This is a genomic window from Ruegeria sp. AM9, assembly GCF_056540565.1.
In genome coordinates this window covers 19,120-44,160 of record NZ_JBQFWY010000006.1, presented here as the reverse complement: position 1 = coordinate 44,160, position 25,041 = coordinate 19,120, and the positions used below count along the sequence as shown (strand labels likewise).

Here is a 25,041-nt window from a genome sequence, read left to right as displayed (position 1 = left end):
GCAAACATAGGGTTCCGAAAGGGGCCTTCCCACGTCAGGTACCGCGCACCAAGTCTGCGTGGGTGCACAAGCCGGATTGAGATTTCCGCGCAACAGATCGAATTGCTGCCACGCTATGTGACCGTCTTCACTGGATTTTTACAGTCAATGCCGCACAATGGAGTCCGTTTTCCGGGGGGAATTTATTATGACAACCTATGTTTCTAAGGAGATGAGCGCCGAATTGGATGCGGCGCGAATCGCGGGATTAAAGAAAACCAGTCGCCTTCGCGTCGAATTTGGCGACAATACCTTTAAAATTCTGAGATTGTGGAAAGATGGTTTTACGGTTGAGGCCGAAACCACGCCACAACTGCGCGGGCTGGTCGATATCTACGATGGCGCGCGCCACCTCTACCAATGCCTGATCATCGCGGATGACGAGGAAGCGGGTGAGATGCGTTACGAGTTCAAGCGCAGTACCGCCGCCTCCGACAAGGCTCCGCTGGATTTCTACCGCGCGCCGGATGCTCCGATCGCGCTGTTGGGGTATGAGGACTAGGGTCGGATTTCCACCACTGTGCCGTTGCGTGTCAGGCTCCAAAGCCGCGTCATCTCGGCATTTGACAGGGCGATGCAGCCCGCCGTCCAGTCTCCGGGCAATGTCAGACCTGCGACGCCGTTCGGTTGCCCGTGGATGAAGATGTCTCCGCCGGGATCAATGCCCTGACTTTGGGCGCGGTCGATATCTTCGGGTAAGGGGTAGTTGACCCGAGTGAGAGGTGAAAAGCGCTCTGCGGATTGCGCCGGTCGATCCGGAATGTCCCGACCGGGGTCTTGCCGTCACCTTCCTGCTGTTTGTCGCCGTTGGGCTCAAACCCCAAGGCCACATCCGCCTGCATGACAATGGCGCCGTTCAAGGATGCGGTCAGTCGGCGGGCGGATTTCTCGATCAGGATATGGTCGATCTGCGTGGCCTCAGAGGCCATTGGCGGCGCGGGCGCGCGCGGGCCGTAACGATGCCAGCCAATCCACGCCGCGCCCGCAAGTAAAACGAGAAAAGCTATGACTGCGAGCCACCTCATCGTCTAATGATGTACTCGTAAAACCCGGACCATCCCTCAGGCTCGGGGTTTGCTTCAACATACTCGGATTGCTGTTTGAAATTTAGGGCATTGAACCATTCTCTGAAGTCCAACATGTAGTCTTCGCCTGATCCCATTCGCCATCCCATGCTGATGCGACCATAAGTTGGGAATTCGACCCAAGGCGGTTTTGGCGTTCCACCCCGGGTGAAAACTGTTTCAGTTGAAGCCAAATACTCCGTAAGGTGCGCGATCAGATCGTCCGGAAGGACTCCGTTTTCAATTTTCCAGCCTTTCTTTGGCATTGGGTTGATATCTTTTTTCACTCTTTTCACTGCAAATCGGCAAATGCGTGTTTCAGGCGGGTGCAGGCCTCTTCCACGCGCGCGCGTTGGGTGGCGAGGTTGAACCGTTCGAAATTCTCTCCGCCCGGGCCGAAACCGGGGCCGGAGGAGGTGGCGATCCTGGCGTCTTCGCGTAGCCGGCGAACGAACTCATCGTGATCCATGCCGGTGCCTGAATAATCGACCCAGGCCAGATAGGTTGCCTGCAGGGGCATCGACCACAGGCCGGGGATTTCGGCGATGGTCGCGTCGAACAGTTTTCGGTTGCTGTCCAGATGGGCGATCTGCTCATCGACCCAAGCCGCGCCTGCCGGAGAATAGGCGGCGGTGATCATGGCGACACCCAGCGCGCTGGGCGCATAGTCCAACGTGTGTAGGCGATAGCGCATGGCCGCGCGCAGCTCGGGGTCGGGGATGATCATGTTGCCGGTGCGCTGACCTGCAATGTTGAACGTCTTGGATGCTGCCGTCAGCGTCACTGTCCACGGCCGCGCATCGGGTGCGGCCACGTCCATCGGCACAAACGTGTGGCCGGGATAGACCAGATCGTGGTGAATCTCGTCCGAAACAAGGATCAGCCCGTTCCGTTTGGCAAACGCCGCCACGGCGCGCAGTTCGTCCGGTGTCCAGACCCGCCCCGACGGGTTCTGCGGCGAGCACCACAGCAACATCTTTTCCGATCCGTCCAGCCGTGACTGTGCGTCTTCCAGATCGACGCCATAGCTGTCGCCTTCTCGGGCCAGCGGACACTCGATCACGCGGCGACCGGTTTTGTTCACCTTGTAGGCAAACTCATGGTAGACGGGTGTGAAGATCACCACCCCGTCCCCGGGTTCAGTCCAGACATCCAGACACAGGGCGATCGCATTGCCCAACCCCTGTGACGTGAGCGCCCAATCGGTGTCGATCTCCCAATTGTGGCGGTTCTTCATCCACCACTGGACCGAGGCCAGATAATCGGGGTGCGTCCAGGAATAACCAAACACGCCGTGTTCGGCCGCTTCGCGCACCGCCTCGATCACGCAGGGTGCGGTGGCATAGTCGGAATCGGCTGTCCACATAGCCAGCCCGTCCTGCGGCGACACGCCGTACAGGTCCTCCATCTTGTCCCATTTGGAACTGTTGGTTCCGCGGCGGTCGGTCAGGTCGTTGAAAGTCATGTCTGCTCCGTCTGTTGGGGGGAAAGCTAGCCACAATTGCGGCAGGCGCAAGGGGGGCGTTGCGGCGGGGGGCGGGATGGCCTACATCAAGCCCATGAAACGCAATATCCTGATCCATCCCGACCCCCGTCTGAAAAAGGTCTGCGCCCCGGTGGCCGACCTGTCGGACGAGCTGCGCAAACTGGCCGACGACATGCTGGAAACGATGTATGACGCCCCCGGTATCGGGCTGGCGGCACCGCAGATCGGAGTGCTGGATCGCCTGATCGTGATGGACTGTGTCAAGGAAGAAGGCGAGACCCCGCGTCCGTTGGTGATGTTCAACCCCGAGGTCATTGCGTCCTCGGACGAAACCAACGTCTATGAAGAAGGCTGCCTGTCGATCCCCGAGCAATTCGCCGAGGTGACCCGGCCCAAAGTGGTCGACGTCACGTGGATGGATCGCGATGGCAATTTGCAGCAGGAGACTTTCGACGGGCTTTGGGCGACTTGCGTGCAGCATGAGATCGACCATCTGAACGGCAAGCTGTTCATAGACTATCTCAAACCGTTGAAACGCCAGATGATCACGCGCAAGATGCAAAAGCTGAAACGCGAACAGGCCCGCGCATGACCGTCCGTACCTGCTTGCCCTGGCCCGACAATCGCCTGCGGACCAAGGCCGAGGACGTGGCCGAGATTACCGACGACATCCGCGCCATCTGGGATGACATGATAGACACCATGGAGGCGATGCCCGGCGTTGGCCTCGCTGCGCCTCAGATCGGGGTGATGCTGCGGCTGGCGGTTGTGGATGGCTCGACCGAGCGGGGCAAGGCGGTGCGGTTGGCGAACCCTGAAATCCTGCACAGCTCGATCGAACTGCGCGAGCATGAAGAGGCCAGTCCGAACCTGCCCGGCGTATCTGCCAAGGTGAAACGCCCGCGCGCGGTGACGGTGAAATTCCTGAACGAACAGGGCATGATTGATCGCCGCGACTTTGTGGGGATCGAGGCCACCAGTGTGCAGCACCAGATCGACCACCTGAACGGTCGGATGTATTTCGACCGGCTCAGCAAGGTCAAACGCGACATGCTGCTGCGCAAAGCCAGGAAACAGGGGTGACCATGCGCGTTGTTTTCATGGGAACACCCGATTTCTCGGTGCCGGTGCTGGATGCGCTGGTGGAGGCCGGGCATGAGATAGCCGCCGTCTACTGCCAGCCCCCGCGTCCGGCGGGGCGAGGCAAGAAAGATCGCCCGACGCCCGTTCATGCCCGGGCCGAGGCACTGAACCTTACGGTTCGACACCCTGTCTCGCTGAAATCTTCGGAAGAACAGGCCGCGTTTGCCGACCTGAACGCCGATGTGGCGGTTGTCGTGGCCTATGGGCTGCTGCTGCCGCAACCCATTCTGGATGCGCCCAAGCATGGCTGTCTGAACATCCATGCCAGCCTGCTGCCACGCTGGCGCGGTGCCGCGCCGATCCATCGCGCGATCATGGCGGGGGATGCGCAGACCGGTATCTGCATCATGCAGATGGAGGCCGGGCTGGACACCGGCCCAGTCCTGTTACGGCACGCCACCGATATCGGGCCGCAGGAAACCACGGCACAACTGCATGACCGGCTTGCGCCCATGGGGGCCGATCTGATCGTCGAGGCTCTGGCCCGTCTGTCGGAACTGACACCCGAGCCTCAGCCCGAGGACGGCGTGACCTATGCCTCGAAAATCGACAAGGCCGAGGCGCGGGTGGACTGGACCCGCCCCGCTGTTGAGGTTGATCGCCAAATCCGCGGCCTGTCACCTTTCCCCGGTGCCTGGACCGAGATTTCGGGCGACCGGGTGAAACTGCTGGCCTCGGTACTGGCCGAAGGACAGGGCGCGCCCGGAGAGGTTCTGAACGACACACTTCGCGTGGCCTGTAGCGAGGGGGCGATTGACCTGTTGCGCCTGCAGCGGGCAGGAAAGGGTGCACAGGATGCGGAAACCTTCCTGCGGGGCTGGCCAGTCGCGGCTGGAACCCACCTGAGTTCGGAGTAAGCCAGATGTTCATGGTCCTGATGGGCACCGTCGTGATTGCCGGTATCGTGGGCTACCTGTCCGAGAAAACCGGGTTCACCCACAACGGATACCTGCCTTCGATCATCATTTGCGTGGGCGGTGCTTTCCTGTTCTATTTCGTCCGCATCATGTTCGGCATCAGCTTTGGCCCGCCCGGCCTGAACGCCGTAATCTCATCCGTCGGGGCGCTGATCATCGTGCCGACGCATTGGAGGAAATAGCGTGCCCGTCATCGCCCTGATCGTTATCGGAGCCGCCGCCGGATTTCTGGCCACCCGCCTGATGCGGATCGAGGCCGACATCCCCACGACCATGCTGATCGGCATCGTGGGCGCGCTGGTGGGCGGTTTCCTTCTGCGCGCATTGATCACTGTGGCGGGCTGGCTGTCGGGCTTTGTCGGCGCCGTGTTGGGCGCGTTGCTGGTGATTTGGATCTGGCAAACCTATCTGCGTCGCTAACCTCTTGACCTTCGGGCGGGTTACCGGCCAGATCGCCGAAACTTTCAATCCGAAAGACACGCCATGTCAAATGACCTGAACCCCGGTGACGTCGCACTGATGGGGGTGCCGCTGGATTTGCACTCTTCCTTCCTGCAAGGGCCTGCTTTTGCGCCGGGTCGTATTCGCGAGGCGTTGCATTCCGGGGCGGCCAACCTGACAGCCGAGGATGGCACCGATCTGGGCGCGACCGACCGTTTCAAGGACACGGGCGATCTGGATGTGTTCGAGATGGCTGGACAGGAGCCGATCGACCGGATCGAGGCCGGGGCAGCTATGCGTATTGAAACCGGTGCGCGGCTGTTGTCGCTAGGTGGCGATCACTCGGTGGCCTTTCCGCTGATCAAGGCGCATGCCGAGCGGTATGAGGGGCTGAACATCCTGCATATCGACTCGCACCCCGATCTCTATGACAGTCAGCAGATCGGCCCACTGGGCCATGGCTGCCCCTTCGCGCGGGTGATGGAGACCTGTCAGATCAACCGTCTGGTTCAGGTCGGCATCCGCACCGTGAACAAGCACCAGCAGGAACAGGCCGACAAGTTCGGGGTCGAGGTGATCGACATGCAGAACTGGCACCCCGATCTTGAGATCAGCTTTGACGGCCCGGTCTATCTGTCGCTTGATCTGGACGCTCTGGACCCGGCCTTTGCACCGGGCGTGTCGCATCATGAACCCGGCGGGCTCAGCACGCGTGAGGTAATCAACCTGATCCACCGGTTCAAAGGCCAGTTGGTCGGCGCGGATATTGTCGAGTTGAACCCGCACCGCGACCCGTACGGGATGACCGCGATGGTGGCGGCGAAATTCGTCAAGGAAATCGGCGGGCGATTGCTGTCACGCTGACGCACACGGGCTTCGCTGTCGAACCCTGACACCGAAAAGGTGTTAAATCAGGGCAAATCGCTGTTGAAGATGGAAATCTTGACCTTCCACGTCCCGTCGGGCTGGCGTTGCAGGACGTTGACGAATTTCCCCTGTTCCGGAGGGTCCGAGTCTTCGATGGCATAAGTCCCGACCTGATACGCCGTATCCCCGCTGACCCCGAAATCGATCAATTCGTTTTTATGCGTGCCTCCGGCGTTTTCTTTGATCCGGGATCGGTAAGTTTCAAGAAAAGCTGCCTTGCCGCGCGTCATAGGCTCGCCGGGTGGCAAAAGCATAATGTCCTCGGTAAAGAATGCAGCGCAGCCTTCTGCATCACCGCGATTGAACGCCTCGTTGTAGGCGGCGTCAAAATCTTCGAGCGTTTTCTTCATATCCATGGGCACTCTCCGTGACGGCTCATGATGAGAACGGAAAGCTGTATCGTGCCACGCAGGGCGCTGAACCACAAACGCGCGTTATTTTGTTCAGCTAATGGCGCGGCGGTCGGCTTTTGTAGACGGGCAACTGCCAGCCAAACATCAGCGACCCGGCCCTCAAGGCCCAGCAAATCAACGCACAGGCGGCCAGCGCCAAGAGTTCCTCAAACCCAAGACGGTCTGCCACCACGGCGGTCAGCGCCCCTGCAAACGCGCAGGAGACATACAGCTCGCCCTGTTTCAGAACCAATGGTACCTCGTTGCAGACCACGTCGCGCATCAGCCCGCCCAGACAGCCGGTTGAGATGCCCATCAACACGACAATCACGCCCGATTGGTTCAGTGAAAGCGCGGCGCCCGTTCCGGCAGCCACGGCGACGGACAGGGCGAAACTGTCCAGCCAGATCAGCCAGTTATAGCGGCTTTCGACCAGATGGGCGGTAAAGAACACCAGTACCGCTGCGCCGACAGCAATGAGGATATAGTCAGGCTGCCCGACCCAGAAGATCGGATCTCGGTTCAGCAGCAGATCCCGCACCGTGCCGCCGCCCACCGCCGTCAGGCAGGCAATAAAGGCAAACCCCACTAGATCCAGCTGCGCCCGGCTGGCCACCAAAGCTCCGGTCAATGCAAAAACCAGAACCGAGGCATAGTCCAGCAGGGCCAGCCCGCTCACGTCTGCGCCTTTTTCGGCTTGAAAGGGGCCATGCCCGCGCGGGCCAGCTCATCGGCTTTTTCGTTCTCGGGATGGCCCGCGTGGCCCTTGACCCATTCCCAGGTCACATCATGGCGGGTCTGCGCCTCATCCAGCCGCTGCCACAGATCGACATTCTTGACCGGTTTCTTGTTCGAGGTCTTCCAGCCGTTCCGCTTCCACCCGAAAATCCAGCCGGTGACGCCGTTTTTCACATAAGCGCTGTCAGTGACCACGGTGATCTTAGACGAACGCTCCAGCGTCTCCAGCGCGCTGATTGCGGCCAGAAGTTCCATGCGGTTGTTGGTGGTCTCGGCCTCACCGCCCTTCAACTCGCGCTCTTTCAGGACTTTGTCGCCGTTGGTCGCGCGCAGCAGCACGCCCCAGCCGCCGGGGCCGGGATTGCCGGAACAGGCGCCATCGGTATAGGCAAACAGCTCAGGCATGGGCCAGCACCAGAATGAACCCGTCATAAGACCCGGCCAGACCGGTGCCCATGCCGGTGGTGATCCGGTCGATGATGAAGCCAGCCTGTTCCAATGCCTCTTCGATCTCGGTCTGTGAGAAATAGGTGTAGTGGCGATCCAGGTCGTCGCGATGCTCACCCGTGCCCAGCTTCAGGCCGAGGAAAAATACACCCTCGGGTTTCAGCGCCCGGTGGATCGCCGCCAGATGGCGGGGGAAATCGGCGCGGGGGGCGTGCAGCAGAGAAAAGCTGGCGTAGATGCCGTCATACTCGGCTTCTTCGGTGACGTCGTCAAACGTGCCCAGATGGGCATCAACGCCGTTTTCCCGCGCGTGCTCGACAAAGGCGGGGGTTGCGTCCAGCGCCCGAACAGTCAGGCCCTCGCGCATGAAAAATCCACTGTCCGATCCGGGGCCTGCGCCCAGATCCAGAATGTGACCCGCGCCCACGGCCTCGGCAAAGGCCATGCGGGCTTCGATCTGTTCCGGGGGCAGAGGGACCTGAAGATAGTCGGCCACGCGGGTCGAATAGGCGGTGATGGTTCTTTTGTCGCTCACAGGTAAACTCCCACGGCAAGGCAGGCCAGTACGATGGCGGTCAGTGTCACGCGCAGCCGCAACCACCAGATTGGGGTCAGGCGCCAATAGGCAAAGAGGGCGTCCAGAACCAGTACTCCAGCAAATCCGTACATCAGGTTGATGCCGGTGCTGACCGGACCGCCGCCGGTTTTGAAGAAAACCCACAGCGCGGGCAGAACCGACAGCAGATAGCAGGTCGCCGCCTTGCTGCCCGAGGTCTTGGTGGCGAACCCCCACAGGACACCCGACATAAAGCTGAGGATTACCGAACCGTAAAACAGCTGCACATACGGCCCCACAAAGCGCGATCCAAGCGCCTGTGTTCCCCAGGCGTGCAGATCATCGCTTAGATAGGTCAGCGCGCCCCAGATGAACGGAAGCAGCCCGGCCAGCCCCAGGACCAACGGGGCCCTTGGAATGCCTCTCATGCGGGTTGCCTCAGAACGCGAGGGACCTTGAATTCGACGTTTTCAACGGCGGTTTCGACCAGTTCGACGGTGACGTCGTAATGGTCGCGGAACGCGTCGATCACCTCGTTGACCAGCACTTCGGGGGCCGAAGCGCCCGCGGTGATGGCAACGGATGAGATGCCTTCCAGCGCCCGCCAATCTATATCGGTCGCACGTTGCACCAGTTGCGCATATGTGCACCCGGCGCGCGAGGCGACCTCGACCAAACGACGCGAGTTCGATGAGTTCGGCGCGCCGACCACCAGCAGAGCATCCGATTTCGGGGCCACGGCTTTCACGGCTTCTTGCCGGTTGGTGGTGGCGTAGCAGATGTCTTCCTTGTGCGGGCCGACAATGGCCGGGAACCGGGCCTCGAGCGCGGCCACGATATCTTTGGTGTCGTCCACCGACAGCGTGGTCTGAGTGACATAGGCCAGCTTGTCCGGATCGCGCACCTGCACGGTGGCCACATCTTCGACGGTTTCGACCAACAGGACCTCACCGTCGGGCAATTGGCCCATGGTGCCGACCGTCTCAGGGTGGCCCTTGTGGCCGATCATGATCATCTGCAGCCCGGCATCGGCGTGGCGCTGGGCTTCGACATGGACCTTCGAGACCAGCGGGCAGGTGGCGTCGACATAGATCATCTCGCGCTGCGCAGCCGTCGCGGGCACGGATTTCGGAACGCCGTGGGCCGAAAAAATCACCGGTCGGTCATCGGGGCATTCGTCCAGTTCCTCGACAAACACCGCACCCTGCGCGCGCAACCCGTCGACGACGAACTTGTTGTGCACGATCTCGTGGCGCACATAGACCGGCGCACCCCATTTCTGCAGCGCCATTTCGACGATTTTGATCGCCCGGTCCACACCGGCGCAAAAGCCGCGCGGGGCGGCAAGGTAAAGGGTCAGGGGGGGCTTGGTCATGTCGCGATCTCCATAGGCCACAGGTAAGTCTTTTCCCGGCCTTGGTCCAGACGCCACATTGTCATTTGCCTGACATGAATCGGTGCTAGCCAGAGGGCGTTTTCAGCACCTGTTCTTAGTTAAAAAAAGCGCGGTCAGGTTTCCATCCCCTGACCGCGCCTGTTTCTTTCCCCGGCTTGGTGAGCGCTGGGGGCGTTACTGCCCGCCAGCAGCGGCAACGCTGCGCGGCTCCATCGGCATTTCACGCGGAGGCCGCCCGATCACGTCGCGCAGGTCTTCCAGTTCGATGAAATTGTCGGCCTGGCGGCGCAGCTCGTCCGAGATCATCGGCGGCTGACTGCGGATGGTCGAGACGACCGACACGCGCACGCCCTGACGTTGCAGGCTGGCTATCAGCGGGCGGAAATCCCCATCGCCCGAAAACAGCACGATATGATCGACGCGCGGCGCCAGTTCCATGGCATCGACAGTCAGTTCGATATCCATGTTTCCTTTGACTTTCCGACGCCCCATGCTGTCGGTGTATTCTTTTGCCGGTTTTGTCACCATGGTGAAGCCGTTGTAATGCAGCCAGTCAACCAGGGGACGGATCGGCGAATACTCGTCATTTTCGAGCAGCGCTGTGTAGTAAAAAGCACGAAGCATCTTGCCGCGGCGCATGAACTCCTGGCGCAGCAATTTGTAGTCGATGTCAAACCCCAGTGCTTTTGCGGCCGCATAAAGATTCGAGCCGTCGATGAACAGCGCTAGCCGTTCGTCTTTATAAAACATAAATAGATCCTTCCGGTACAAACCAGCGACACCGGTTGTTAGGTGAGTGAGCTAGATAATATGCGGCGCGCTGATAATCCTATAATTAGGGCATTTGATGTGTATCGCAAGCATGCAATTCGCCGAATATAGGGAGTCTAATGAGCAATTTAATGTCAGAAGCGGTGATTGCACTGGGCGGAAATCTCAGTTTGAGAGAATTAGAGCCCAAGGTGACACTTAAAAGGGGAATTGACGCGATTTTGCGTCATGGGGTGGTGATTCGCACCGTCAGCCGCTTTTTCGAGACCCCTTGTTTCCCGCCCGGCGCGGGACCGGATTACGTGAATGCAGCCGCTCTGATCGAGACCGACAAGACCCCGGAAGAGCTGTTGCAGGTGTTGCACGCGGTCGAGCATGAATTCGGCCGCGAAAGGGTGCAGCGCTGGGGGATGCGCACGCTGGATCTGGATCTGGTCTGCTGTGGCGATCGGGTTCTGCCGGACCGCAGCGTATATGATCGATGGCTGGCACTGCCTCCCGAGGCGCAGACGCAGCAAACGCCGGATCAGTTGATCCTGCCGCACCCACGCCTGCAGGATCGCGCCTTTGTGCTGGTTCCGATGGCGGATGTAGCCCCTGACTGGCGCCATCCGGTGCTGGGCCGAACTGTCACCGAGATGCTGGCAGAGCTGCCCGCCGAAGATATTGCGGCGGTAACCCCTCTGTGAATGATGCATTTGCGGCATTTCTTGCTTGTCAAGGCGGGGATTCGCGCTTAGATAAACGTCTTCCTGACATGGATTCAGTAACGGAGAGCGCCCCATGGCCCGCGTGACGGTTGAAGATTGCGTAGACAAGGTTCCGAACCGGTTCGAACTGGTGATGCTTGCCGCCCATCGTGCGCGCGAGATTTCCGCCGGTGGCCCGATCACCGTCGACCGTGACAACGATAAAAACCCTGTCGTGTCGCTGCGCGAGATCGCGGACGAAACCCAGAGCGCCGACGAATTGCGCGAGCGCCTGATCGAGGCCAACCAGACCCAGATCGAGGTCGATGAGCCGGAAGAAGATCAGATGGCTCTGCTGATGGGTGCGGAATCGGACAAACCGGCCGAGGACGACATGTCGGAAGAGAAGCTGCTGCGCGCTCTGATGGAGGCTCAAGGCCAGGGGTAATTCCCAAAAACGAAGGTGCGGACCGGATGATTTCTGCTGACGACCTGATTGCGCTGGTCCGCAACTACAACCCCAAGACAAATGCCGACCGCATCACCCGCGCTTACGAGTTCGGACGCGAGATGCACGAAGGTCAGTTCCGCCACTCCGGCGAGCCCTATTTCACTCATCCCGTTGCCGTTGCCGCCATCCTGACCGAACAGCGTCTGGATGATGCGACCATTATCACGGCACTGCTGCACGACACGATCGAGGACACCAAAGCCAATTACAGCAAGGTGGCCGAGCTGTTCGGGGATGAGGTCGCCAAGCTGGTCGATGGCGTCACCAAGTTGACCAACCTGCAGCTCTCCAGCCGTGAGACCAAGCAGGCCGAGAACTTCCGCAAGCTGTTCATGGCCATGTCCAAGGACCTGCGGGTCATTCTGGTCAAGCTGGCCGACCGTCTGCACAACATGCGCACGATCAAGGCGATGCGCCCCGAAAAGCAGATCGTCAAAGCGCGCGAGACGATGGACATCTATGCGCCACTTGCAGGCCGGATGGGGATGCAGTGGATGCGCGAGGAGCTGGAAGACCTCGCGTTCCGCGTCCTGAACCCCGAAGGCCGCCAGTCGATCATCCGCCGCTTTATCACCCTGCAACGCGAAACTGGTGACGTGATCCATCGCATCACCGGCGACATGCGGCACGAGTTGGAGAAAGCCGGGATCGACGCCGAGGTGTTCGGCCGCGCCAAGAAACCTTATTCGATCTGGCGCAAGATGCAGGAAAAGGATCAGGGCTTTTCGCGCCTGTCCGATATCTATGGCTTCCGCATCATCACCCAGACCGAAGAAGACTGTTACCGGACGCTGGGTGCGATCCACCAGCGCTGGCGCGCGGTGCCGGGGCGGTTCAAGGATTACATCAGTCAGCCGAAATCGAACGGGTATCGCTCGATCCACACCACGGTGTCGGGGCGTGACGGCAAACGGGTCGAGGTTCAGATCCGCACCCGCCAGATGCACGACGTCGCCGAAACCGGCGTTGCGGCGCATTGGTCCTATCGTGATGGTGTACGCTCGGAGAACCCGTTCGCGGTCGATCCGGCGAAGTGGATTGCAAATCTGACCGAACAGTTCGACAGCGAGGATGACCACGAGGATTTCCTCGAGGCCGTGAAGCTGGAAATGTACTCGGACCAGGTGTTCTGTTTCACGCCCAAGGGGGATGTGGTCAAGCTGCCGCGGGGCGCGACACCGATTGATTTTGCCTATGCCATCCACACCCGCATCGGCCATGCCTGTGTGGGTGCCAAGGTCGACGGCATCCGCGTGCCGCTGTGGACCCGGATCAAGAACGGGCAATCGGTGGATATCATCACTGCCGATGGCCAGACCCCGCAGGTCACATGGCTTGAGATTGCTGTAACCGGCAAGGCCCGCACTTCGATCCGCCGTGCGCTGCGCGAGGTAGACCGCGAGCGTTTCATCAAGCTGGGCAAGGAGCTGGCGCGATCAGGGTTCGATCACGTGGGGCGCAAGGCCACGGATAAGGCTCTGGATACTGCTGCCAAGCACCTTCGCCTGAAAGACCGGCACGAATTGTTGGCCCGTTTGGGCAGTGCCGAATTGACCGCGCATGAGGTTGTCAGCGCGGTCTATCCCGAGCTGACACAGGATGAAGGCGATGCCATTTCCCCGCGCCGCGCGGTGATCGGTTTGGAGCCGGGGCAGAAGTTTGACCGTGCACCCTGCTGTCAGCCGCTGCCGGGTGAACGCATCGTTGGCATCACCTATCGCGGCAAGGGCGTGGTCGTGCACGCCATCGACTGCGACCGCCTGTCTGAATTCGAAAGCGAGCCCGACCGCTGGGTCGATCTGCACTGGCACTCGGGCACGCACCCGGCCGCTTATGGTGTGACGCTGGATCTGACCATCGGCAATGATGCCGGGGTACTGGGGCGCATTTGCACATTGATCGGTGAGAAAAAGGCCAATATCTCGAACCTGGAATTCGTTGACCGCAAACCGGATTTTTACCGTCTGCTGATCAGTGTCGAACTGCGCGACCTTGAACAGTTGCATTCGCTGATGCTGATGCTTGAGGCCGAAAGCGACGTTGCCGCGGTCGAACGGCATCGGGACAGGGAAAAAACCGCGGTTGCGGCTGGCTGAGAAGGGGTGATCAGGAGTGGTTTTCAAGCGCCGAGACCGACGCTCGCCCATTCGGATCGCTTCGGAGTTTGTCTATCCGCGCGGCGGCTGGACTCGCGCCTTTCACTACGTCAAACACCGCATCCGGCGCCTGCCGGATTCACCTGAGCGCATCGCGCGCGGTGTCGGGGCGGGCGTGTTCACTGCGTTCACGCCGTTTTACGGATTCCACTTTGTTATCGCGGCCGTGATCAGCCGCCTGATCAACGGCAACCTTCTGGCATCCCTCAGCGGTACGTTTTTCGGTAACCCGCTGACCTATGTGCCCATCGGCGTCATCTGTCTGCAAACCGGGAACTACCTGCTGGGCGACGATTTTGACGAAGGTGAAACCCACGGCCTGATGGACAGCTTTTTCAAGGCGCTGAGTGATCTCAAGAACAATTTCATGGCAATGTTCACCGACCGCGTTGCTGACTGGCGCGGCCTTGCCGTGTTTTACGATGAAGTGTTCTTTCCCTACCTGATCGGGGGCATCTTGCCGGGGCTTCTGGCGGGGTTCATCTGCTATTACCTCAGCCTGCCGGTGGTTCGCACCTACCAACAGCGCCGTCGTGCCCGGATCAAGGCGAAATTCGAGGAAATCAAACGGTTGGCGGAAACCGAACCTGCCGGTCCTGCGGCGAACCCGCTAAATTCGGAGCGGAAATCGGAAAAGGAAATAAGCGATGTCTGACAACCCCCTGCGCCTGGGTGTAAATATCGACCACGTGGCCACGGTGCGCAACGCTCGCGGCGGCGCTTACCCGGACCCGTTGCGTGCTGCCAAGCTGGCCGAAGAGGCCGGGGCGGATGGCATCACCGCCCATCTGCGCGAAGACCGCCGCCATATCTCGGACGCTGATATCGACGGGTTGATGGAGGTTCTGTCGGTGCCGTTGAACTTTGAAATGGCCGCCACGCCCGAGATGCAGAAAATCGCCCTGCGCCACAAACCGCACGCGGTCTGCATCGTGCCCGAAAAACGCGAGGAACGCACGACCGAAGGCGGGCTTGAGGTCGCGCGCGAGGAAAACAAGCTGGCCCACTACATTGCCCCCCTGCGCGAGGCGGGTTGCCGCGTGTCCATCTTCATCGCCGCCGATCAGCGCCAGATCGAAGCCGCCCACCGCATCGGGGCCGAAGTGATCGAACTGCACACCGGCGCCCATTGCGACGCCCATGCCGAGGGCCGCACGGACGAGGCTGCGCGCGAACTGGAAAGCCTGCGTGACATGTCCGCCTTTGCCCACTCTCTGGGGCTTGAGGTCCATGCCGGGCACGGCCTGACTTACGAAACGGTGCAGCCCATCGCGGCATTCCCCGAGGTGCGTGAGCTGAATATCGGCCACTTCCTGATCGGCGAGGCGATCTTTCGCGGCCTCACCCCGGCAATTGCCGAGATGCGCCGACTGATGGATGAGGCGCGCGCATAATGGCTCGAGAGATCCCTGCACCCGCGACAAAAGCGACTGTAAAGTTTGACCACGTTACCTACGTAGGTCTCGTTTTTGCGGTTTTGGTGGCCTTTTCCGTCGCAAGGCGCGTTCTTGAATTTGATCTGCCTTTCCCCCTGATGCCAATGAGTGTTGCACTTGTGGCGGCGGCGTTCTTTTACGGGGTATGGGCCGGTCGGACCGGCAAGCATTGCGACCCTTCGTTCAAAAGCTGGGTTATTGCCAGAAAAATGGTTCTGACCGGGCTGTGCATCGTTCTGGGGCTTTTCCTGTTCCAGGTTTTTGTGTTGGGTCTTTGGACTCTGATGGATGACGGAACAGTGCTGATCGGATATGCCGTCCAGATCGTTGTCGTCGGTTTTGTCTCATTCGTTTTTTGTCGATTTGCCTTCATGCTTGGCGTCAAAAGGGGCTTTGCGGTGTATCTGAAAAAGAACCAAAGCGCATGATCCTTGGTATTGGCACGGACCTTGCGAATATCGACCGCATTCAGGGCACGCTTGATCGGTTTGGCGACCGGTTTCGCAATCGCGTTTTCACCGACATCGAACAAAGCAAAGCCGAACGTCGCGCCGATACGGCGGGGACTTACGCCAAACGCTGGGCCGCGAAAGAGGCGTGTTCCAAAGCGCTGGGCACCGGTCTGCGCATGGGCATTGCGTGGAAGGACATGGCGGTCACCAACCTGCGCACAGGCCAGCCGGTCATGCATGTCACCGGCTGGGCCGCAGAACGTTTGAAAGAGATGACGCCCGATGGGCATGAGGCGATCATCCACGTCACCCTGACCGATGATCACCCCTGGGCGCAGGCCTTCGTGGTGATCGAGGCCAGGCCGCTGCAAGATCAGGGCGCACAGCCTTGACTTGCCCCCCTTGGCCCCGCATGTAGCATCCAACAACGCAAGGACCGGAGAGCAGTATGGCCGAGGACGTCAAAACCGGAAATCCCGTATGGGAGACGATCAAAACCATCGTCTACGCCCTGCTGATCGCGGGTGTTTTCCGCACCCTGTTCTTTCAGCCGTTCTGGATTCCCTCGGGATCAATGAAACAGACCCTGCTGATCGGGGATTTCCTGTTCGTCAACAAGATGGCCTATGGCTATTCCTACGCGTCCTGTCCCAGCCTGATCATTCCCCGCGTTGGTCTGGACATCGACGCCGAGGATATCTGTGGCTGGATGCAGGGCAACGAGAATTCCCGCTTTCTGGGCGGAGAGCCCGAGCGCGGCGACGTCATCGTCTTTCGCCATCCGGCCACCGGGCGCGACTATATCAAACGCCTGATCGGCCTGCCGGGCGACCGCATTCAGATCCGGGCGGGACAGATCATCCTGAACGGCACGCTGGTGCCGCAACAGCCCGACGGTGTCTTTACCGAAACGGCCGCGCCGCAAGGCCCGCAACGCCTGCGCCCGCGCTGTGAAAACGGACCGGTCGGCGTTGGTGGCGCCTGCGAGAAATCCCGTTCGATTGAAACTCTGCCCAATGGCGTCACGTACGATGTGCTGAATATCGGAAACCAGGCGTCCGACAATACAGGCATCTATACCGTACCCGAAGGCCACTATTTCTTTATGGGCGATAACCGCGACAATTCCAGCGACAGCCGCCTGCCGCTTTCCGCCGGCGGTGTGGGGTATGTGCCGTATGAAAACCTGATCGGTCGGGCCGACCGGATCATGTTTTCGTCCGCAGGCCGGTCGATGCTGTTCTTCTGGACCTGGCGCAGCGATCGGTTCTTCAAGGCGGTCAATTGAAGCTCTCGGCCGATATAAAAGCGTTTCAGAAGCGTTTGGGGTATGAGTTCACCAAACCCGAGCTTCTGGTGCGTGCACTGACGCACGGGTCTGTCTCATCCGCCACGCGGCCCGACAACCAGCGGTTGGAGTTTCTGGGCGACCGGGTTCTGGGCCTCGTCATGGCCACCGCGCTGCTTGAGGCCGACAAGAAAGCCTCGGAAGGGCAGCTTGCTCCTCGTTTCAATGCACTGGTCCGCAAAGAGGCCTGCGCCGATGTCGCCCGCCAGATCGATCTGGGTGCCGTACTGAAACTGGGCCGGTCCGAGATGCTGTCAGGCGGCCGCCGCAAACAGGCCCTGCTGGGCGACGCGATGGAGGCTGTCATCGCCGCCATCTACCGCGACGCCGGGTTCGAGGCGGCGCGTGACGTGATCCTTGCGCTTTGGGGGGATCGCATCCACACGGTTGAGGCAGACGCCCGCGATGCCAAGACGTCGCTGCAGGAATGGGCACAGGCGCGGGGGCAGAAACCGCCCAGCTATGTCGAGATCAAACGCAGCGGTCCGGACCACGCACCCGTTTTCACAATCGCTGCCCGCCTGCAGGACGGGACCGAGGCGCAGGCCACCGCCGGATCAAAGCGTCAGGCCGAACAGGCCGCAGCCAAGGCCTTGCTGGAAAACCTGCCCAGGTAGACGCTCCAGACGCCAACGGGATCCGTCTTCATCTGGCCCCCTACCGGTCGGATTGGCGCAGCCAATTTGACCCTCAAACCACCCGGATGAACCCGGTCAACCCGGTTTTCTGATGCTCGATCACATGGCAGTGGAATGCCCAGTCTCCGCGATTGTCTGCAACCAGGGCGATGTCCACAACCTCATCCTTCAGCAGCAACATCGTGTCTGTCATCAGCGGCGGCAAGCTGCGCAGGTTTGACGTCAACGGCAAGAAAGCCAGCCCGTGCAAATGGATCGGGTGCAGGTTCGGAGACTCATTGCGCAGACGCAGAACATAGCTTTTGCCCATCTCCAGTGTCGCCAATGGGCCAACTCCCTGCGCCGCGTCACCGGGCCACGGGGTTCGATTGATGGACCAGAAATTATACCCCAGCGAGCCACAGAACCCGTTGACCGGTTCACCCCCCTCGGGCGTCCAGCCAAAGACAAATTCATGCAGTTCCGCCGTGCTCAGATCGGGCTTGGCCACCGGGTTTACCAGCAAGGGGCGCAATTCGCGCAGATCGCGTGCCACGGACGCCCCTACCGCACGCAAGCGAGTCATCGCCCGAGGCGGCTGACCCGGGAATTTTGCCATCAGGTCAACGGTCTGTCCTTCGTCAGAAGGCATATGAACCGCAAAATCCACCCTTTGCCCCGGGCCAACCAACAGCGGCGCTTCGGCGCTGGGCATTTGCACCTCGACCTCGACAGGGTGGCCGTCCCAGGCAATGATCCGGGCCTCGGCACCCTGCAAATGGATTTTATAGATGCGGGTCGTGTCCGTGTTGATCACCCGCAGCCGCACCAGACCACCAGCCGCGTGATCATAGACCGGCCCGTCCAGCCAGTTCGCTGTCTGCACGTTGCCGAATGTTCCGGCCCGTGCCGCCCCGCGTGCGGTGTAGGCAGGCAGAAAGCCCCCGTCCTCATCCAGCCGGAAATCGCGCAGGTTGACCACCTGCTCGCTGTCAAAGCCGGGGTCTTCAGCCTCGGCAACCACCATAACGCCGGTCAGGCCATGGGCCATCTGCTCCATCGTCATGCAATGGGGGTGATACCAGTAGGTGCCTGCATCCGGCGGCGTGAATTCATAGTCGAACACCTCGCCCGGACCGATTGGCATCTGGGTCAGATAGGGCACTCCGTCCATACCATTGGGAATGCGCAGCCCGTGCCAGTGCATCGCCGTATAGTCGGGCAGGGTATTGCGCACCGGCAGACGCATCACTTCGCCTTGTTTGCCATACAGAACCGGGGGCGGCGCGTCCGGCGACAGGCTGACCATACCGGTGGTGACGCGCTCGCGCAGGGCAAAGCTGGCCGGTTGGACAACCAGTTCCTGAGCGCCAGCAGCCAGTTCGATCCCACCCAAGCCCAACGCGCCAGCGGCGGCGCCGCTGCCCAAAAGAAACTCACGACGTTTCATATCTGCCTCATAGAAGGGTTGCCGCCTGGCTGGGTTTGGCGCGGCATTATGCGGTTCTGCCACCGTAACCTCATGGCTGCAATGCGACAAATCCCTCTGGTCCAAAGGGTCAATCTGCTATAGGGGTGCGCACTTGCAAACAGGATCGCAGGACACATGACCACACGCGCCGGATTTATCGCCCTGATCGGAGAGCCCAACGCAGGCAAATCCACCCTTCTGAACCGCATGGTCGGGGCCAAGGTCTCGATCGTGACGCATAAGGTGCAGACCACCCGCGCCCGCATCCGCGGCGTGGCGATGGAGGGTGATGCGCAACTGGTGTTCGTGGATACGCCCGGCCTGTTCAAACCGCGCCGCCGTCTGGACCGCGCCATGGTTGCTGCCGCCTGGGGCGGGGCGGCGGATGCCGATGTCGTGGTGCTGATGGTCGAGGCGCATCGCGGCATAACTGAAGGTGTGGAACGCATCCTGGAAGGTCTGGAAGAGATCGGGCAGGGCCGCACCATCGCGCTGGCGATCAACAAGATCGATAAAGTACCGTCCGAGAAGCTGCTCGCGCTGACCAGCGACCTGAACGGGCGCTATCCCTTTGCCGAGACCTTCATGATTTCCGCCGAAAAGGGCTATGGCGTGGATGACCTGCGGGCGTGGCTTGCAGCGGAACTGCCCGAAGGCCCGTGGCTCTACCCCGAAGACCAGATTGCCGATCTGCCCCTGCGCACGATCGCAGCCGAGATGACGCGCGAGAAATTGACCCTGCGCCTGCATCAGGAACTGCCCTACCAACTGACCGTCGAGACCGAAAACTGGGAAGAGCGCAAGGACGGCTCGGCCAAGATCGATCAGGTCATCTATGTCATGCGCGACGGCCACAAGGGCATCGTTCTGGGCAAACGCGGCGAGACGATCAAGGCCGTCAGCCAGGCTGCACGCGCTGAATTGGAAGAGTTTCTGGATCGCAAGATTCACCTGTTCCTGCAGGTCAAGGTCCGGCCCAACTGGTTGGAGGAGTCCGAGCGCTATTCGGAAATGGGTCTGGATTTCAAAGACGGCAACGCATGACCCGCCTGACGGCCGAATTCTGGGTCCACGCCTATCTGGCGCGGCTTCGCTTTCAGGAAATCCCGGCCTTTGTTGTCGCACATGGCGACGACACGGCGGGGGCAGTTCTGGTCAAACTGAACACGCTGAACGGTCAGGCAGTGGCATTCCAGCGCAGCTTTGACCTGATGAGCGGTGATCGCAAATGGGTCGAACTGTCCACCGGCCCCGAGGCGGATGTGGACACCGCCATCGAACGCCAGCGCAGCTTTGACCCCGACCTATGGGTGATTGAGGTCGAGGATCGGCAGGGGCGGCATCTGCTGGGCGAAGAGGGTTTGGAGTAGGGCGCGCGTGGGCCGTCAATCCAACCGGTAAAGCGCATTGCGACCGAACTTTCCCCGAAGCTCATAGCCTGACCGCAGAAGAAGCCCCTCAAGATCTGCGGCCCAATGCTTGTCATGTTGAACCTCGAAGAACAGCGCTTTAGGGCGTTGCGCGACCGGTGCTTCGGAAATCAGCGGGGCCAGAACCCGATCTTCCTGACCCTCAACATCCACTTTGACAAAATCAATCGCCGTTTTGGGGTCTGGGGGAAGGAACTCGGTCAGTTTACGGACCTCGACCTGTATTTTGTGCGCTCCGCGCATCGGTTCATTGAGACGAGCCAGGCCAAGGTTTCCGTTGGCGGGTACAAACAGGTCCATCTCTGCGTGCTCGTCGGAAATGGCACAATCGTGCACCTCGACAGATTTGAATTCGTTGAGACGGATGTTTTCCACGAGCCGCGCGCGCATCACAGGATTCGGTTCGAAGGCATGTATCACTGAACCCGGGGCGGCCACCGCAGCCAGCCGCAGTGTATGGGCCCCGGCATTCGCGCCGACATCGTAGGCGACAATCGGTCCGTCGCGGGGCAAACCCTGTAGGATGTGCCGCAACGCCCGTTCCTCCTGCGTGCGCCCCATGCGCCAGATCTGAAACTCTGTGTTGTTGTCCGCAGGGTGGATGCGCATGCGGCACCCTTTGTAATCCGTTTCGGTCGGCTTCAACTCGCGCCGGATGCGTTTTCTGGTGTGGTTCGGTGTCTTCGGATCATTGAAAATGTCGCGGAGAAGGTCGTTCGGCCAGTCCATATGTAATGGTCCCGTTTTTTAGAATGCGCATCTTTAGGGGATGTCTAACAGGCGGGCCAAACGTGGAAAACGGCAAACTGCCCTTTACCCGTGCAACTTTGCACATGCGGATGTTGTGCCGGTGCCACAAGCCTGCGCGGGGTCTCATTGTCAGCCCACGCTTGCGCCCGGCGCGCGGGTGGGCTTTCTATGGGCATCACCCACTGAATACCGGAGCCCACGATTTGGACTGGCGCGATCACGGCATACTATTGACGACTCGCCGCCACGGCGAAACGGCCGCGATTATCGAGGTCTTTACCGAAGGCCACGGGCGTCATGCCGGTGTTGTCCGCGGTGGGACCAGCCGAAAGATTGCGCCGATCCTGCAGCCCGGCGCGCAATTGGATGTGCTCTGGCGCGCGCGGCTTGAGGAGCATATCGGCACGTTTCAGGTGGAACCCTTGCGGTCCCGCGCGGCGGCGGCGTTTTCAGGGCGGCTGGCGCTGGCCGGGTTGAACACGGTGGTGTCGTTGCTGTCGTTCTGCCTGCCCGAGCGCGAGCCGCATCCGGCGATCTACAGGCAGACCGAACAGTTGATGGACTTGCTGGGGCAGGATGAGGTCTGGCCGCTGGCCTATCTGCGCTGGGAACTGGCGCTGCTTGAGGATCTGGGCTTTGGTCTGGACCTGTCTGCCTGTGCGGTGACCGGCGCGACCGAAGGGCTGGCCTACGCCTCGCCCAAGACTGGCCGGGCCGTCAGCGCCCAAGGTGCGGGGGAGTGGGCGGACAAGCTGTTGCCCCTGCCACCCTGTTTGCGTGGCGAAGGGGCCGCGCCAGATGCCGAGATCGCTGAGGCCCTAAAGACAACCGGGTATTTTCTGGAACACAGGGTCGCGCCCTCGCTGGGCCATCATCCGCTGCCCGAGGCGCGAGCGCGGTTCGTGGATCGGTTCACTCGACGGCTGTGAACACCATCTCGTGCCCGTCATCGTTGCGCAAGATCAGCACATCGCCTGAAACTTCGGATAGGGTCATGGCCATAAGGGCGGCGAAATAGAAACCCTCGGCCTCAAGCCCGGCACAGGCGGCGCGGGTGGCGGTCAGATCCGTGACCTCAAACCACGGGTAGGGCGCGTTCAGGGTGCCGCTGTAGCTATTGCAGGGTGCGTTGCCTTCGATCTTGCCTGTCTCGGGAAAGCGCAGCAGGGCACTGGCCTCGTAACGCTGCCCGTCAATCTCTTGCAGTGCCCATGTCTGGTCTGCCGCGCCATAGGCGGCTACCGTCTCATCCTTGTCGCATTGAAACAGGGCAAGCAGGGGCAGGGTCAGGATCAGGCGTGTCATGGGTCGGTCTTAGCGCAGCAGGGCGGTCGACGGAACCGCTAGTAAGGCAGTTCGCCGCTGATCAACTCTTCCCGCACTTCCAGACGCGGACGCCAATTGTACCTGGTGTCCTCTCGCACGGGTGCCCAAGTCAGCGCGCCGCTTGCGCGCCACGGATCAAGGATGATCCCGTCATACATCGAATCCCCCTTGGCGCTGATCAGGGCCGAGTGGTGGATGATCCGAAACTGCGTCGGCGGAGACGTGGCCCAGTGCAGGTCCAGCGTGCGGAAGTTTTCCTGCCGCAGGCGTGTCGTCATGGCTTGCGCCCAGTCGTTGCACAGGCCCTTTTCACGAAAGCCATTGATGATCTTGGCGTTGTGAATGATGGCCGAGTCGGTGACGTTCCATTCGTGCTTCAATTGCCTCGAATAGCTGTAGGCGATTGTGGCGGCGGTTTGCGCCTCGACCGGGTCGACCTTTGGGTCGAGGGATTGGATGGCCTGAGCCAGATCGTCGATATCGTTCTGCGTCGCGGTCGGCTGTGTCTTGGCGCAGCCACTCAGGGCGAGGGCTGTGAGGACCGCCCAAAGTGCGAAAAATCGTCTGGTCATTCCGTGTGCCATTCTTTTTGAAGCGCAGAGTGCTCTAACCGGGTTGCCGCCTGAGATCAAAGGGGAAGTTCACGTATCGGCGGATCACAACCTGTACCCAAGAGAAAAAGACCCGGCGCTAAGGCCGGGTCAGTCGGGGAAACAGGAATGCCGAATTCGGTCACCCGAGCAGACGTCGTGCGATGACCTGTGCCTGAATTTCGGCAGCCCCTTCGAAAATGTTCAGAATGCGCGCGTCGCACAGAACGCGGCTGATCTTGTATTCCAGCGCAAAGCCGTTGCCGCCGTGGATCTGCAGACCGTTATCCGCAGCCGCCCACGCGACGCGTGCGCCCAGCAGCTTGGCCATCCCGGCCTCAAGGTCACAGCGTTGGCCGTGATCCTTTTCCCAGGCCGAGAAATAGGTCAGCTGGCGCGCGATCATGATTTCAACCGCCATCATCGCCAGCTTGCCGGACACGCGGGGAAAGTTGATCAGCGATTTGCCGAATTGCTTGCGGTCAACCGCGTATTGCATGGCGATATCCAGCGCGCTTTGCGCCACGCCAATGGCGCGGGCGGCGGTCTGGATGCGGGCGGATTCAAAGGTTTCCATCAGCTGTTTGAAGCCTTTGCCCTCTTCACCGCCCAACAGGTTCTCGCCTTTGACTTTGAAGCCGTCAAAACCCAGCTCGTATTCCTTCATGCCGCGATAGCCCAGAACCTCGATCTCGCCGCCGGTCATGCCGGGAGTGGGGAAGGGGTTCTCGTCGGTGCCCGGCGTTTTCTCGGCCAGGAACATGGACAGGCCGCGGTGGTCGGTGGTGTCGGGGTTGGTACGGGCCAGCAGGGTCATCACATGGGTCCGCGCCGCGTGGGTGATCCATGTTTTGTTGCCGGTGATCTCGTAATCGCCGTCCGCGTTCTTGACCGCGCGAGTGCGCAGGCTGCCGAGGTCCGATCCGGTGTTGGGCTCGGTGAATACGGCGGTCGGCAGAATTTCTGCACTGGCCAGCTTCGGCAACCAGTTGGCTTTCTGCTCGTCGGTGCCGCCCGCGATGATCAGCTCGGCCGCGATCTCGGACCGCGTGCCCAGCGAGCCGACGCCGATATAGCCGCGTGACAGTTCCTCGGACACTACACACATCGAGGCTTTCGACAGGCCAAACCCGCCGAATTCCTCGGGGATGGTCAGGCCAAAGACACCCATCTCGGCCAGTTCCTCGATGATCTCGATCGGGATCAGCTCGTCCTTGAGGTGCCAGTCATGCGCGTTCGGTTCGACCTTTTCCTGCGCGTAGCGGCGGAACTGGTCGCGGATCATTTCCAACTCTTCATCCAGACCCGAGGCGCCGAACATTGTCGCGCCGGCCTGATCCTCCATCAGGGCCACCAACCGCATGCGGGCGGCCTGAGAGTTGGCCTGCGCCATCAAGGTCTGCACTTCAGAACATTGGAAGCCCGACAGCGCGTCCCAGCCAAGACCCATATCCTGCAGGCGCACGACCTCACCCTGGTTCATCGGGATGCCGCCCGCGACCTGATGCAGGTATTCACCAAAGGCGATCTGGTGCAGCAACTGTTCCATCTCGCCAAACTTGCCATCCGCGTCCAGCGCGTCGGCCCAGCGTTGCATCTGTTGCAGAGACTGGTTGTACGTCGCCAGCCAGGCCAGACCATGTGCGGCGGTCTGGTTCGCCTCGATCAGCGCGCCAGAGACCCGGCCATCGTCGGTGACCATCTCACGCACCACGTCGCGGGCGCGTTCAAACACGGTTTCGACAGCGGGCAGAGCTGCGCGGGTCAGCGTCAGAAGCTCGGGCAAAATCGCGGATGTTGTCATCTGGGTCATATCCTGTCCGTCATGGGCCATGAATCAGGTCCTTCTCTGGTGTCGTCCGGTCATATCATGCTGCACGTGCAGCGCAACAAAAATACGTATATAGCCGCCAAAAAGTTCGAAAATTGCTTTGACAATTTTGCAGTG

The 25,041-nt window shown here is 60.7% G+C and carries 35 protein-coding genes; 19 read left to right on the top strand and 16 right to left on the bottom strand.

Going from position 1 to position 25,041, the window contains the following annotated elements; translation table 11 throughout:
* Nucleotides 1-187 precede the first annotated feature (187 nt).
* Nucleotides 188-541, top strand: coding sequence for a hypothetical protein (locus tag ACR0DO_RS12025; RefSeq protein ID WP_480559005.1), 354 nt, complete (start codon nt 188-190; stop codon nt 539-541).
* On the opposite strand, the gene ACR0DO_RS12020 is transcribed toward ACR0DO_RS12025, so the two are convergent.
* The 4 genes from ACR0DO_RS12020 to ACR0DO_RS12005 are packed head-to-tail and all read right to left on the bottom strand — an operon-like array spanning nt 538 to nt 2,568.
* On the bottom strand, nt 538-678 hold the full coding sequence (locus tag ACR0DO_RS12020) for a L,D-transpeptidase family protein (RefSeq protein ID WP_480559237.1): 141 nt from the start codon (nt 676-678) through the stop codon (nt 538-540). The two genes, ACR0DO_RS12025 and ACR0DO_RS12020, sit on opposite strands and share 4 nt — an antisense overlap.
* Complete coding sequence (locus tag ACR0DO_RS12015; protein ID WP_480559003.1) at nt 645-1,064, bottom strand: L,D-transpeptidase family protein; 420 nt, start codon at nt 1,062-1,064, stop codon at nt 645-647. Before ACR0DO_RS12015 ends, ACR0DO_RS12020 begins: the two co-directional genes overlap by 34 nt.
* Nucleotides 1,061-1,390, bottom strand: coding sequence for a hypothetical protein (locus tag ACR0DO_RS12010; RefSeq protein ID WP_480559001.1), 330 nt, complete (start codon nt 1,388-1,390; stop codon nt 1,061-1,063). Before ACR0DO_RS12010 ends, ACR0DO_RS12015 begins: the two co-directional genes overlap by 4 nt.
* 5 nt (nt 1,391-1,395) lie before the next feature.
* On the bottom strand, nt 1,396-2,568 hold the full coding sequence (locus ACR0DO_RS12005) for a MalY/PatB family protein (RefSeq protein WP_480558999.1): 1,173 nt from the start codon (nt 2,566-2,568) through the stop codon (nt 1,396-1,398).
* Between the two features lie 94 nt (nt 2,569-2,662).
* Here ACR0DO_RS12005 and def (ACR0DO_RS12000) point away from each other — a divergent pair, with 94 nt between their 5' ends.
* The 6 genes from def (ACR0DO_RS12000) to speB all read left to right on the top strand — a co-directional run bounded on the left by def (ACR0DO_RS12000) (nt 2,663) and on the right by speB (nt 5,954).
* Complete coding sequence (def, locus tag ACR0DO_RS12000) at nt 2,663-3,181, top strand: peptide deformylase (RefSeq protein ID WP_480558997.1); 519 nt, start codon at nt 2,663-2,665, stop codon at nt 3,179-3,181.
* Nucleotides 3,178-3,672 (top strand): peptide deformylase, encoded by a 495-nt coding sequence (gene def / locus ACR0DO_RS11995; RefSeq protein ID WP_480558995.1) that lies wholly within the window; start codon nt 3,178-3,180, stop codon nt 3,670-3,672. The genes def (ACR0DO_RS12000) and def (ACR0DO_RS11995) overlap by 4 nt, the downstream gene beginning before the upstream one ends.
* Before the next feature lie 2 nt (nt 3,673-3,674).
* A complete protein-coding gene (gene fmt / locus ACR0DO_RS11990) occupies nt 3,675-4,589 on the top strand; it encodes a methionyl-tRNA formyltransferase (RefSeq protein WP_480558993.1) in 915 nt (304 codons plus the stop codon).
* Between the two features lie 5 nt (nt 4,590-4,594).
* Nucleotides 4,595-4,831, top strand: coding sequence for a hypothetical protein (locus ACR0DO_RS11985; RefSeq protein WP_170448006.1), 237 nt, complete (start codon nt 4,595-4,597; stop codon nt 4,829-4,831).
* 1 nt (nt 4,832) lies between these two features.
* Nucleotides 4,833-5,069 (top strand): GlsB/YeaQ/YmgE family stress response membrane protein, encoded by a 237-nt coding sequence (locus ACR0DO_RS11980; RefSeq protein WP_170333744.1) that lies wholly within the window; start codon nt 4,833-4,835, stop codon nt 5,067-5,069.
* A 63-nt stretch (nt 5,070-5,132) separates the two neighbouring features.
* Nucleotides 5,133-5,954, top strand: a complete 822-nt coding sequence (gene speB / locus ACR0DO_RS11975) for an agmatinase (RefSeq protein ID WP_480558991.1) — start codon at nt 5,133-5,135, stop codon at nt 5,952-5,954.
* Between the two features lie 47 nt (nt 5,955-6,001).
* Here speB and ACR0DO_RS11970 read toward each other — a convergent pair whose 3' ends face one another.
* The 7 genes from ACR0DO_RS11970 to ACR0DO_RS11940 all read right to left on the bottom strand — a co-directional run bounded on the left by ACR0DO_RS11970 (nt 6,002) and on the right by ACR0DO_RS11940 (nt 10,296).
* Entirely contained in the window at nt 6,002-6,373 is a 372-nt protein-coding gene (locus ACR0DO_RS11970; RefSeq protein ID WP_170448013.1) for a DUF4440 domain-containing protein, read from the bottom strand.
* Between the two features lie 91 nt (nt 6,374-6,464).
* A complete protein-coding gene (locus ACR0DO_RS11965) occupies nt 6,465-7,088 on the bottom strand; it encodes a trimeric intracellular cation channel family protein (RefSeq protein ID WP_480558989.1) in 624 nt (207 codons plus the stop codon).
* A complete protein-coding gene (rnhA, locus tag ACR0DO_RS11960) occupies nt 7,085-7,552 on the bottom strand; it encodes a ribonuclease HI (RefSeq protein ID WP_480558987.1) in 468 nt (155 codons plus the stop codon). Before rnhA ends, ACR0DO_RS11965 begins: the two co-directional genes overlap by 4 nt.
* Entirely contained in the window at nt 7,545-8,129 is a 585-nt protein-coding gene (locus tag ACR0DO_RS11955; RefSeq protein ID WP_480558985.1) for a class I SAM-dependent DNA methyltransferase, read from the bottom strand. The genes rnhA and ACR0DO_RS11955 overlap by 8 nt, the downstream gene beginning before the upstream one ends.
* The gene (locus ACR0DO_RS11950; RefSeq protein ID WP_480558983.1) at nt 8,126-8,578 is read right to left on the bottom strand and encodes a DUF3429 domain-containing protein; all 453 of its coding nucleotides are present in this window, start codon (nt 8,576-8,578) and stop codon (nt 8,126-8,128) included. Before ACR0DO_RS11950 ends, ACR0DO_RS11955 begins: the two co-directional genes overlap by 4 nt.
* Nucleotides 8,575-9,525, bottom strand: coding sequence for a 4-hydroxy-3-methylbut-2-enyl diphosphate reductase (gene ispH / locus ACR0DO_RS11945; protein ID WP_480558981.1), 951 nt, complete (start codon nt 9,523-9,525; stop codon nt 8,575-8,577). Before ispH ends, ACR0DO_RS11950 begins: the two co-directional genes overlap by 4 nt.
* Nucleotides 9,526-9,720: 195 nt before the next feature.
* Nucleotides 9,721-10,296: a LabA-like NYN domain-containing protein gene (locus tag ACR0DO_RS11940; RefSeq protein ID WP_058283597.1), complete on the bottom strand. Its 576-nt coding sequence runs from the start codon at nt 10,294-10,296 to the stop codon at nt 9,721-9,723.
* Between the two features lie 140 nt (nt 10,297-10,436).
* Between ACR0DO_RS11940 and folK the strand changes: the two genes are divergently transcribed.
* The 9 genes from folK (at nt 10,437) to rnc (ending at nt 17,526) form a co-directional block, all read left to right on the top strand.
* Nucleotides 10,437-11,006 (top strand): 2-amino-4-hydroxy-6-hydroxymethyldihydropteridine diphosphokinase, encoded by a 570-nt coding sequence (gene folK, locus ACR0DO_RS11935; protein ID WP_480558979.1) that lies wholly within the window; start codon nt 10,437-10,439, stop codon nt 11,004-11,006.
* Nucleotides 11,007-11,100: 94 nt separating this feature from the next.
* Nucleotides 11,101-11,454 (top strand): DNA-directed RNA polymerase subunit omega, encoded by a 354-nt coding sequence (rpoZ, locus tag ACR0DO_RS11930; RefSeq protein ID WP_170380450.1) that lies wholly within the window; start codon nt 11,101-11,103, stop codon nt 11,452-11,454.
* Between the two features lie 26 nt (nt 11,455-11,480).
* Nucleotides 11,481-13,613, top strand: coding sequence for a RelA/SpoT family protein (locus ACR0DO_RS11925; RefSeq protein ID WP_170448033.1), 2,133 nt, complete (start codon nt 11,481-11,483; stop codon nt 13,611-13,613).
* 16 nt (nt 13,614-13,629) lie between these two features.
* Nucleotides 13,630-14,328 carry a DUF2062 domain-containing protein gene (locus ACR0DO_RS11920; protein WP_480558977.1) on the top strand — a complete coding sequence of 233 codons (699 nt, stop codon included), beginning with the start codon at nt 13,630-13,632 and terminating at the stop codon, nt 14,326-14,328.
* Nucleotides 14,321-15,067: a pyridoxine 5'-phosphate synthase gene (locus ACR0DO_RS11915; protein ID WP_480558975.1), complete on the top strand. Its 747-nt coding sequence runs from the start codon at nt 14,321-14,323 to the stop codon at nt 15,065-15,067. The genes ACR0DO_RS11920 and ACR0DO_RS11915 overlap by 8 nt, the downstream gene beginning before the upstream one ends.
* The gene (locus tag ACR0DO_RS11910) at nt 15,067-15,537 is read left to right on the top strand and encodes a hypothetical protein (protein ID WP_480558973.1); all 471 of its coding nucleotides are present in this window, start codon (nt 15,067-15,069) and stop codon (nt 15,535-15,537) included. The genes ACR0DO_RS11915 and ACR0DO_RS11910 overlap by 1 nt, the downstream gene beginning before the upstream one ends.
* Entirely contained in the window at nt 15,534-15,953 is a 420-nt protein-coding gene (acpS, locus tag ACR0DO_RS11905; RefSeq protein WP_170448044.1) for a holo-ACP synthase, read from the top strand. The genes ACR0DO_RS11910 and acpS overlap by 4 nt, the downstream gene beginning before the upstream one ends.
* Before the next feature lie 56 nt (nt 15,954-16,009).
* A complete protein-coding gene (gene lepB, locus ACR0DO_RS11900) occupies nt 16,010-16,849 on the top strand; it encodes a signal peptidase I (protein ID WP_480558971.1) in 840 nt (279 codons plus the stop codon).
* Complete coding sequence (rnc, locus tag ACR0DO_RS11895) at nt 16,846-17,526, top strand: ribonuclease III (RefSeq protein WP_480558969.1); 681 nt, start codon at nt 16,846-16,848, stop codon at nt 17,524-17,526. Before lepB ends, rnc begins: the two co-directional genes overlap by 4 nt.
* Before the next feature lie 73 nt (nt 17,527-17,599).
* On the opposite strand, the gene ACR0DO_RS11890 is transcribed toward rnc, so the two are convergent.
* Nucleotides 17,600-18,976 (bottom strand): multicopper oxidase family protein, encoded by a 1,377-nt coding sequence (locus ACR0DO_RS11890; protein WP_480558967.1) that lies wholly within the window; start codon nt 18,974-18,976, stop codon nt 17,600-17,602.
* 156 nt (nt 18,977-19,132) lie between these two features.
* Between ACR0DO_RS11890 and era the strand changes: the two genes are divergently transcribed.
* Nucleotides 19,133-20,041, top strand: coding sequence for a GTPase Era (gene era / locus ACR0DO_RS11885; protein WP_480558965.1), 909 nt, complete (start codon nt 19,133-19,135; stop codon nt 20,039-20,041).
* Nucleotides 20,038-20,367, top strand: a complete 330-nt coding sequence (locus tag ACR0DO_RS11880) for a DUF1491 family protein (RefSeq protein WP_170448060.1) — start codon at nt 20,038-20,040, stop codon at nt 20,365-20,367. Before era ends, ACR0DO_RS11880 begins: the two co-directional genes overlap by 4 nt.
* Before the next feature lie 15 nt (nt 20,368-20,382).
* Here the strand turns inward: ACR0DO_RS11880 and ACR0DO_RS11875 are convergent, their stop codons facing one another.
* Nucleotides 20,383-21,156 (bottom strand): FkbM family methyltransferase, encoded by a 774-nt coding sequence (locus ACR0DO_RS11875; RefSeq protein ID WP_480558963.1) that lies wholly within the window; start codon nt 21,154-21,156, stop codon nt 20,383-20,385.
* Between the two features lie 224 nt (nt 21,157-21,380).
* On the opposite strand from ACR0DO_RS11875, the gene recO reads away from it, so the two are divergent.
* Nucleotides 21,381-22,106 carry a DNA repair protein RecO gene (gene recO / locus ACR0DO_RS11870; RefSeq protein ID WP_480558961.1) on the top strand — a complete coding sequence of 242 codons (726 nt, stop codon included), beginning with the start codon at nt 21,381-21,383 and terminating at the stop codon, nt 22,104-22,106.
* On the opposite strand, the gene ACR0DO_RS11865 is transcribed toward recO, so the two are convergent.
* From ACR0DO_RS11865 to ACR0DO_RS11855, 3 genes are all read right to left on the bottom strand, one after another.
* Nucleotides 22,090-22,482 (bottom strand): META domain-containing protein, encoded by a 393-nt coding sequence (locus ACR0DO_RS11865; protein WP_480558959.1) that lies wholly within the window; start codon nt 22,480-22,482, stop codon nt 22,090-22,092. The genes recO and ACR0DO_RS11865 overlap by 17 nt on opposite strands.
* Nucleotides 22,483-22,520: 38 nt before the next feature.
* A complete protein-coding gene (locus ACR0DO_RS11860) occupies nt 22,521-23,075 on the bottom strand; it encodes a hypothetical protein (protein ID WP_480558957.1) in 555 nt (184 codons plus the stop codon).
* 160 nt (nt 23,076-23,235) lie between these two features.
* Complete coding sequence (locus tag ACR0DO_RS11855; RefSeq protein ID WP_480558955.1) at nt 23,236-24,927, bottom strand: acyl-CoA dehydrogenase family protein; 1,692 nt, start codon at nt 24,925-24,927, stop codon at nt 23,236-23,238.
* Nucleotides 24,928-25,041 lie beyond the last annotated feature (114 nt).

What these genes read in the sequence shown, in the direction of transcription:
- ACR0DO_RS11880 (WP_170448060.1), top strand. Translation starts at nt 20,038, where the DNA reads ATGACCCGCCTGACGGCCGAATTCTGGGTCCACGCCTATCTGGCGCGG.
- speB (WP_480558991.1), top strand. Translation starts at nt 5,133, where the DNA reads ATGTCAAATGACCTGAACCCCGGTGACGTCGCACTGATGGGGGTGCCG.
- ACR0DO_RS11890 (WP_480558967.1), bottom strand. Translation starts at nt 18,976, where the DNA reads ATGAAACGTCGTGAGTTTCTTTTGGGCAGCGGCGCCGCCGCTGGCGCG.
- folK (WP_480558979.1), top strand. Translation starts at nt 10,437, where the DNA reads ATGAGCAATTTAATGTCAGAAGCGGTGATTGCACTGGGCGGAAATCTC.
- ACR0DO_RS11985 (WP_170448006.1), top strand. Translation starts at nt 4,595, where the DNA reads ATGTTCATGGTCCTGATGGGCACCGTCGTGATTGCCGGTATCGTGGGC.
- ACR0DO_RS11915 (WP_480558975.1), top strand. Translation starts at nt 14,321, where the DNA reads ATGTCTGACAACCCCCTGCGCCTGGGTGTAAATATCGACCACGTGGCC.
- ACR0DO_RS11875 (WP_480558963.1), bottom strand. Translation starts at nt 21,156, where the DNA reads ATGGACTGGCCGAACGACCTTCTCCGCGACATTTTCAATGATCCGAAG.
- ACR0DO_RS11855 (WP_480558955.1), bottom strand. Translation starts at nt 24,927, where the DNA reads ATGGCCCATGACGGACAGGATATGACCCAGATGACAACATCCGCGATT.
- def (WP_480558995.1), top strand. Translation starts at nt 3,178, where the DNA reads ATGACCGTCCGTACCTGCTTGCCCTGGCCCGACAATCGCCTGCGGACC.
- ACR0DO_RS11860 (WP_480558957.1), bottom strand. Translation starts at nt 23,075, where the DNA reads ATGACCAGACGATTTTTCGCACTTTGGGCGGTCCTCACAGCCCTCGCC.
- rnhA (WP_480558987.1), bottom strand. Translation starts at nt 7,552, where the DNA reads ATGCCTGAGCTGTTTGCCTATACCGATGGCGCCTGTTCCGGCAATCCC.
- ACR0DO_RS12025 (WP_480559005.1), top strand. Translation starts at nt 188, where the DNA reads ATGACAACCTATGTTTCTAAGGAGATGAGCGCCGAATTGGATGCGGCG.
- ACR0DO_RS11910 (WP_480558973.1), top strand. Translation starts at nt 15,067, where the DNA reads ATGGCTCGAGAGATCCCTGCACCCGCGACAAAAGCGACTGTAAAGTTT.
- rpoZ (WP_170380450.1), top strand. Translation starts at nt 11,101, where the DNA reads ATGGCCCGCGTGACGGTTGAAGATTGCGTAGACAAGGTTCCGAACCGG.
- acpS (WP_170448044.1), top strand. Translation starts at nt 15,534, where the DNA reads ATGATCCTTGGTATTGGCACGGACCTTGCGAATATCGACCGCATTCAG.
- def (WP_480558997.1), top strand. Translation starts at nt 2,663, where the DNA reads ATGAAACGCAATATCCTGATCCATCCCGACCCCCGTCTGAAAAAGGTC.
- ACR0DO_RS12005 (WP_480558999.1), bottom strand. Translation starts at nt 2,568, where the DNA reads ATGACTTTCAACGACCTGACCGACCGCCGCGGAACCAACAGTTCCAAA.
- ACR0DO_RS11925 (WP_170448033.1), top strand. Translation starts at nt 11,481, where the DNA reads ATGATTTCTGCTGACGACCTGATTGCGCTGGTCCGCAACTACAACCCC.
- fmt (WP_480558993.1), top strand. Translation starts at nt 3,675, where the DNA reads ATGCGCGTTGTTTTCATGGGAACACCCGATTTCTCGGTGCCGGTGCTG.
- ACR0DO_RS11865 (WP_480558959.1), bottom strand. Translation starts at nt 22,482, where the DNA reads ATGACACGCCTGATCCTGACCCTGCCCCTGCTTGCCCTGTTTCAATGC.
- lepB (WP_480558971.1), top strand. Translation starts at nt 16,010, where the DNA reads ATGGCCGAGGACGTCAAAACCGGAAATCCCGTATGGGAGACGATCAAA.
- ACR0DO_RS12015 (WP_480559003.1), bottom strand. Translation starts at nt 1,064, where the DNA reads ATGAGGTGGCTCGCAGTCATAGCTTTTCTCGTTTTACTTGCGGGCGCG.
- ispH (WP_480558981.1), bottom strand. Translation starts at nt 9,525, where the DNA reads ATGACCAAGCCCCCCCTGACCCTTTACCTTGCCGCCCCGCGCGGCTTT.
- era (WP_480558965.1), top strand. Translation starts at nt 19,133, where the DNA reads ATGACCACACGCGCCGGATTTATCGCCCTGATCGGAGAGCCCAACGCA.
- ACR0DO_RS11970 (WP_170448013.1), bottom strand. Translation starts at nt 6,373, where the DNA reads ATGGATATGAAGAAAACGCTCGAAGATTTTGACGCCGCCTACAACGAG.
- ACR0DO_RS11940 (WP_058283597.1), bottom strand. Translation starts at nt 10,296, where the DNA reads ATGTTTTATAAAGACGAACGGCTAGCGCTGTTCATCGACGGCTCGAAT.
- ACR0DO_RS11950 (WP_480558983.1), bottom strand. Translation starts at nt 8,578, where the DNA reads ATGAGAGGCATTCCAAGGGCCCCGTTGGTCCTGGGGCTGGCCGGGCTG.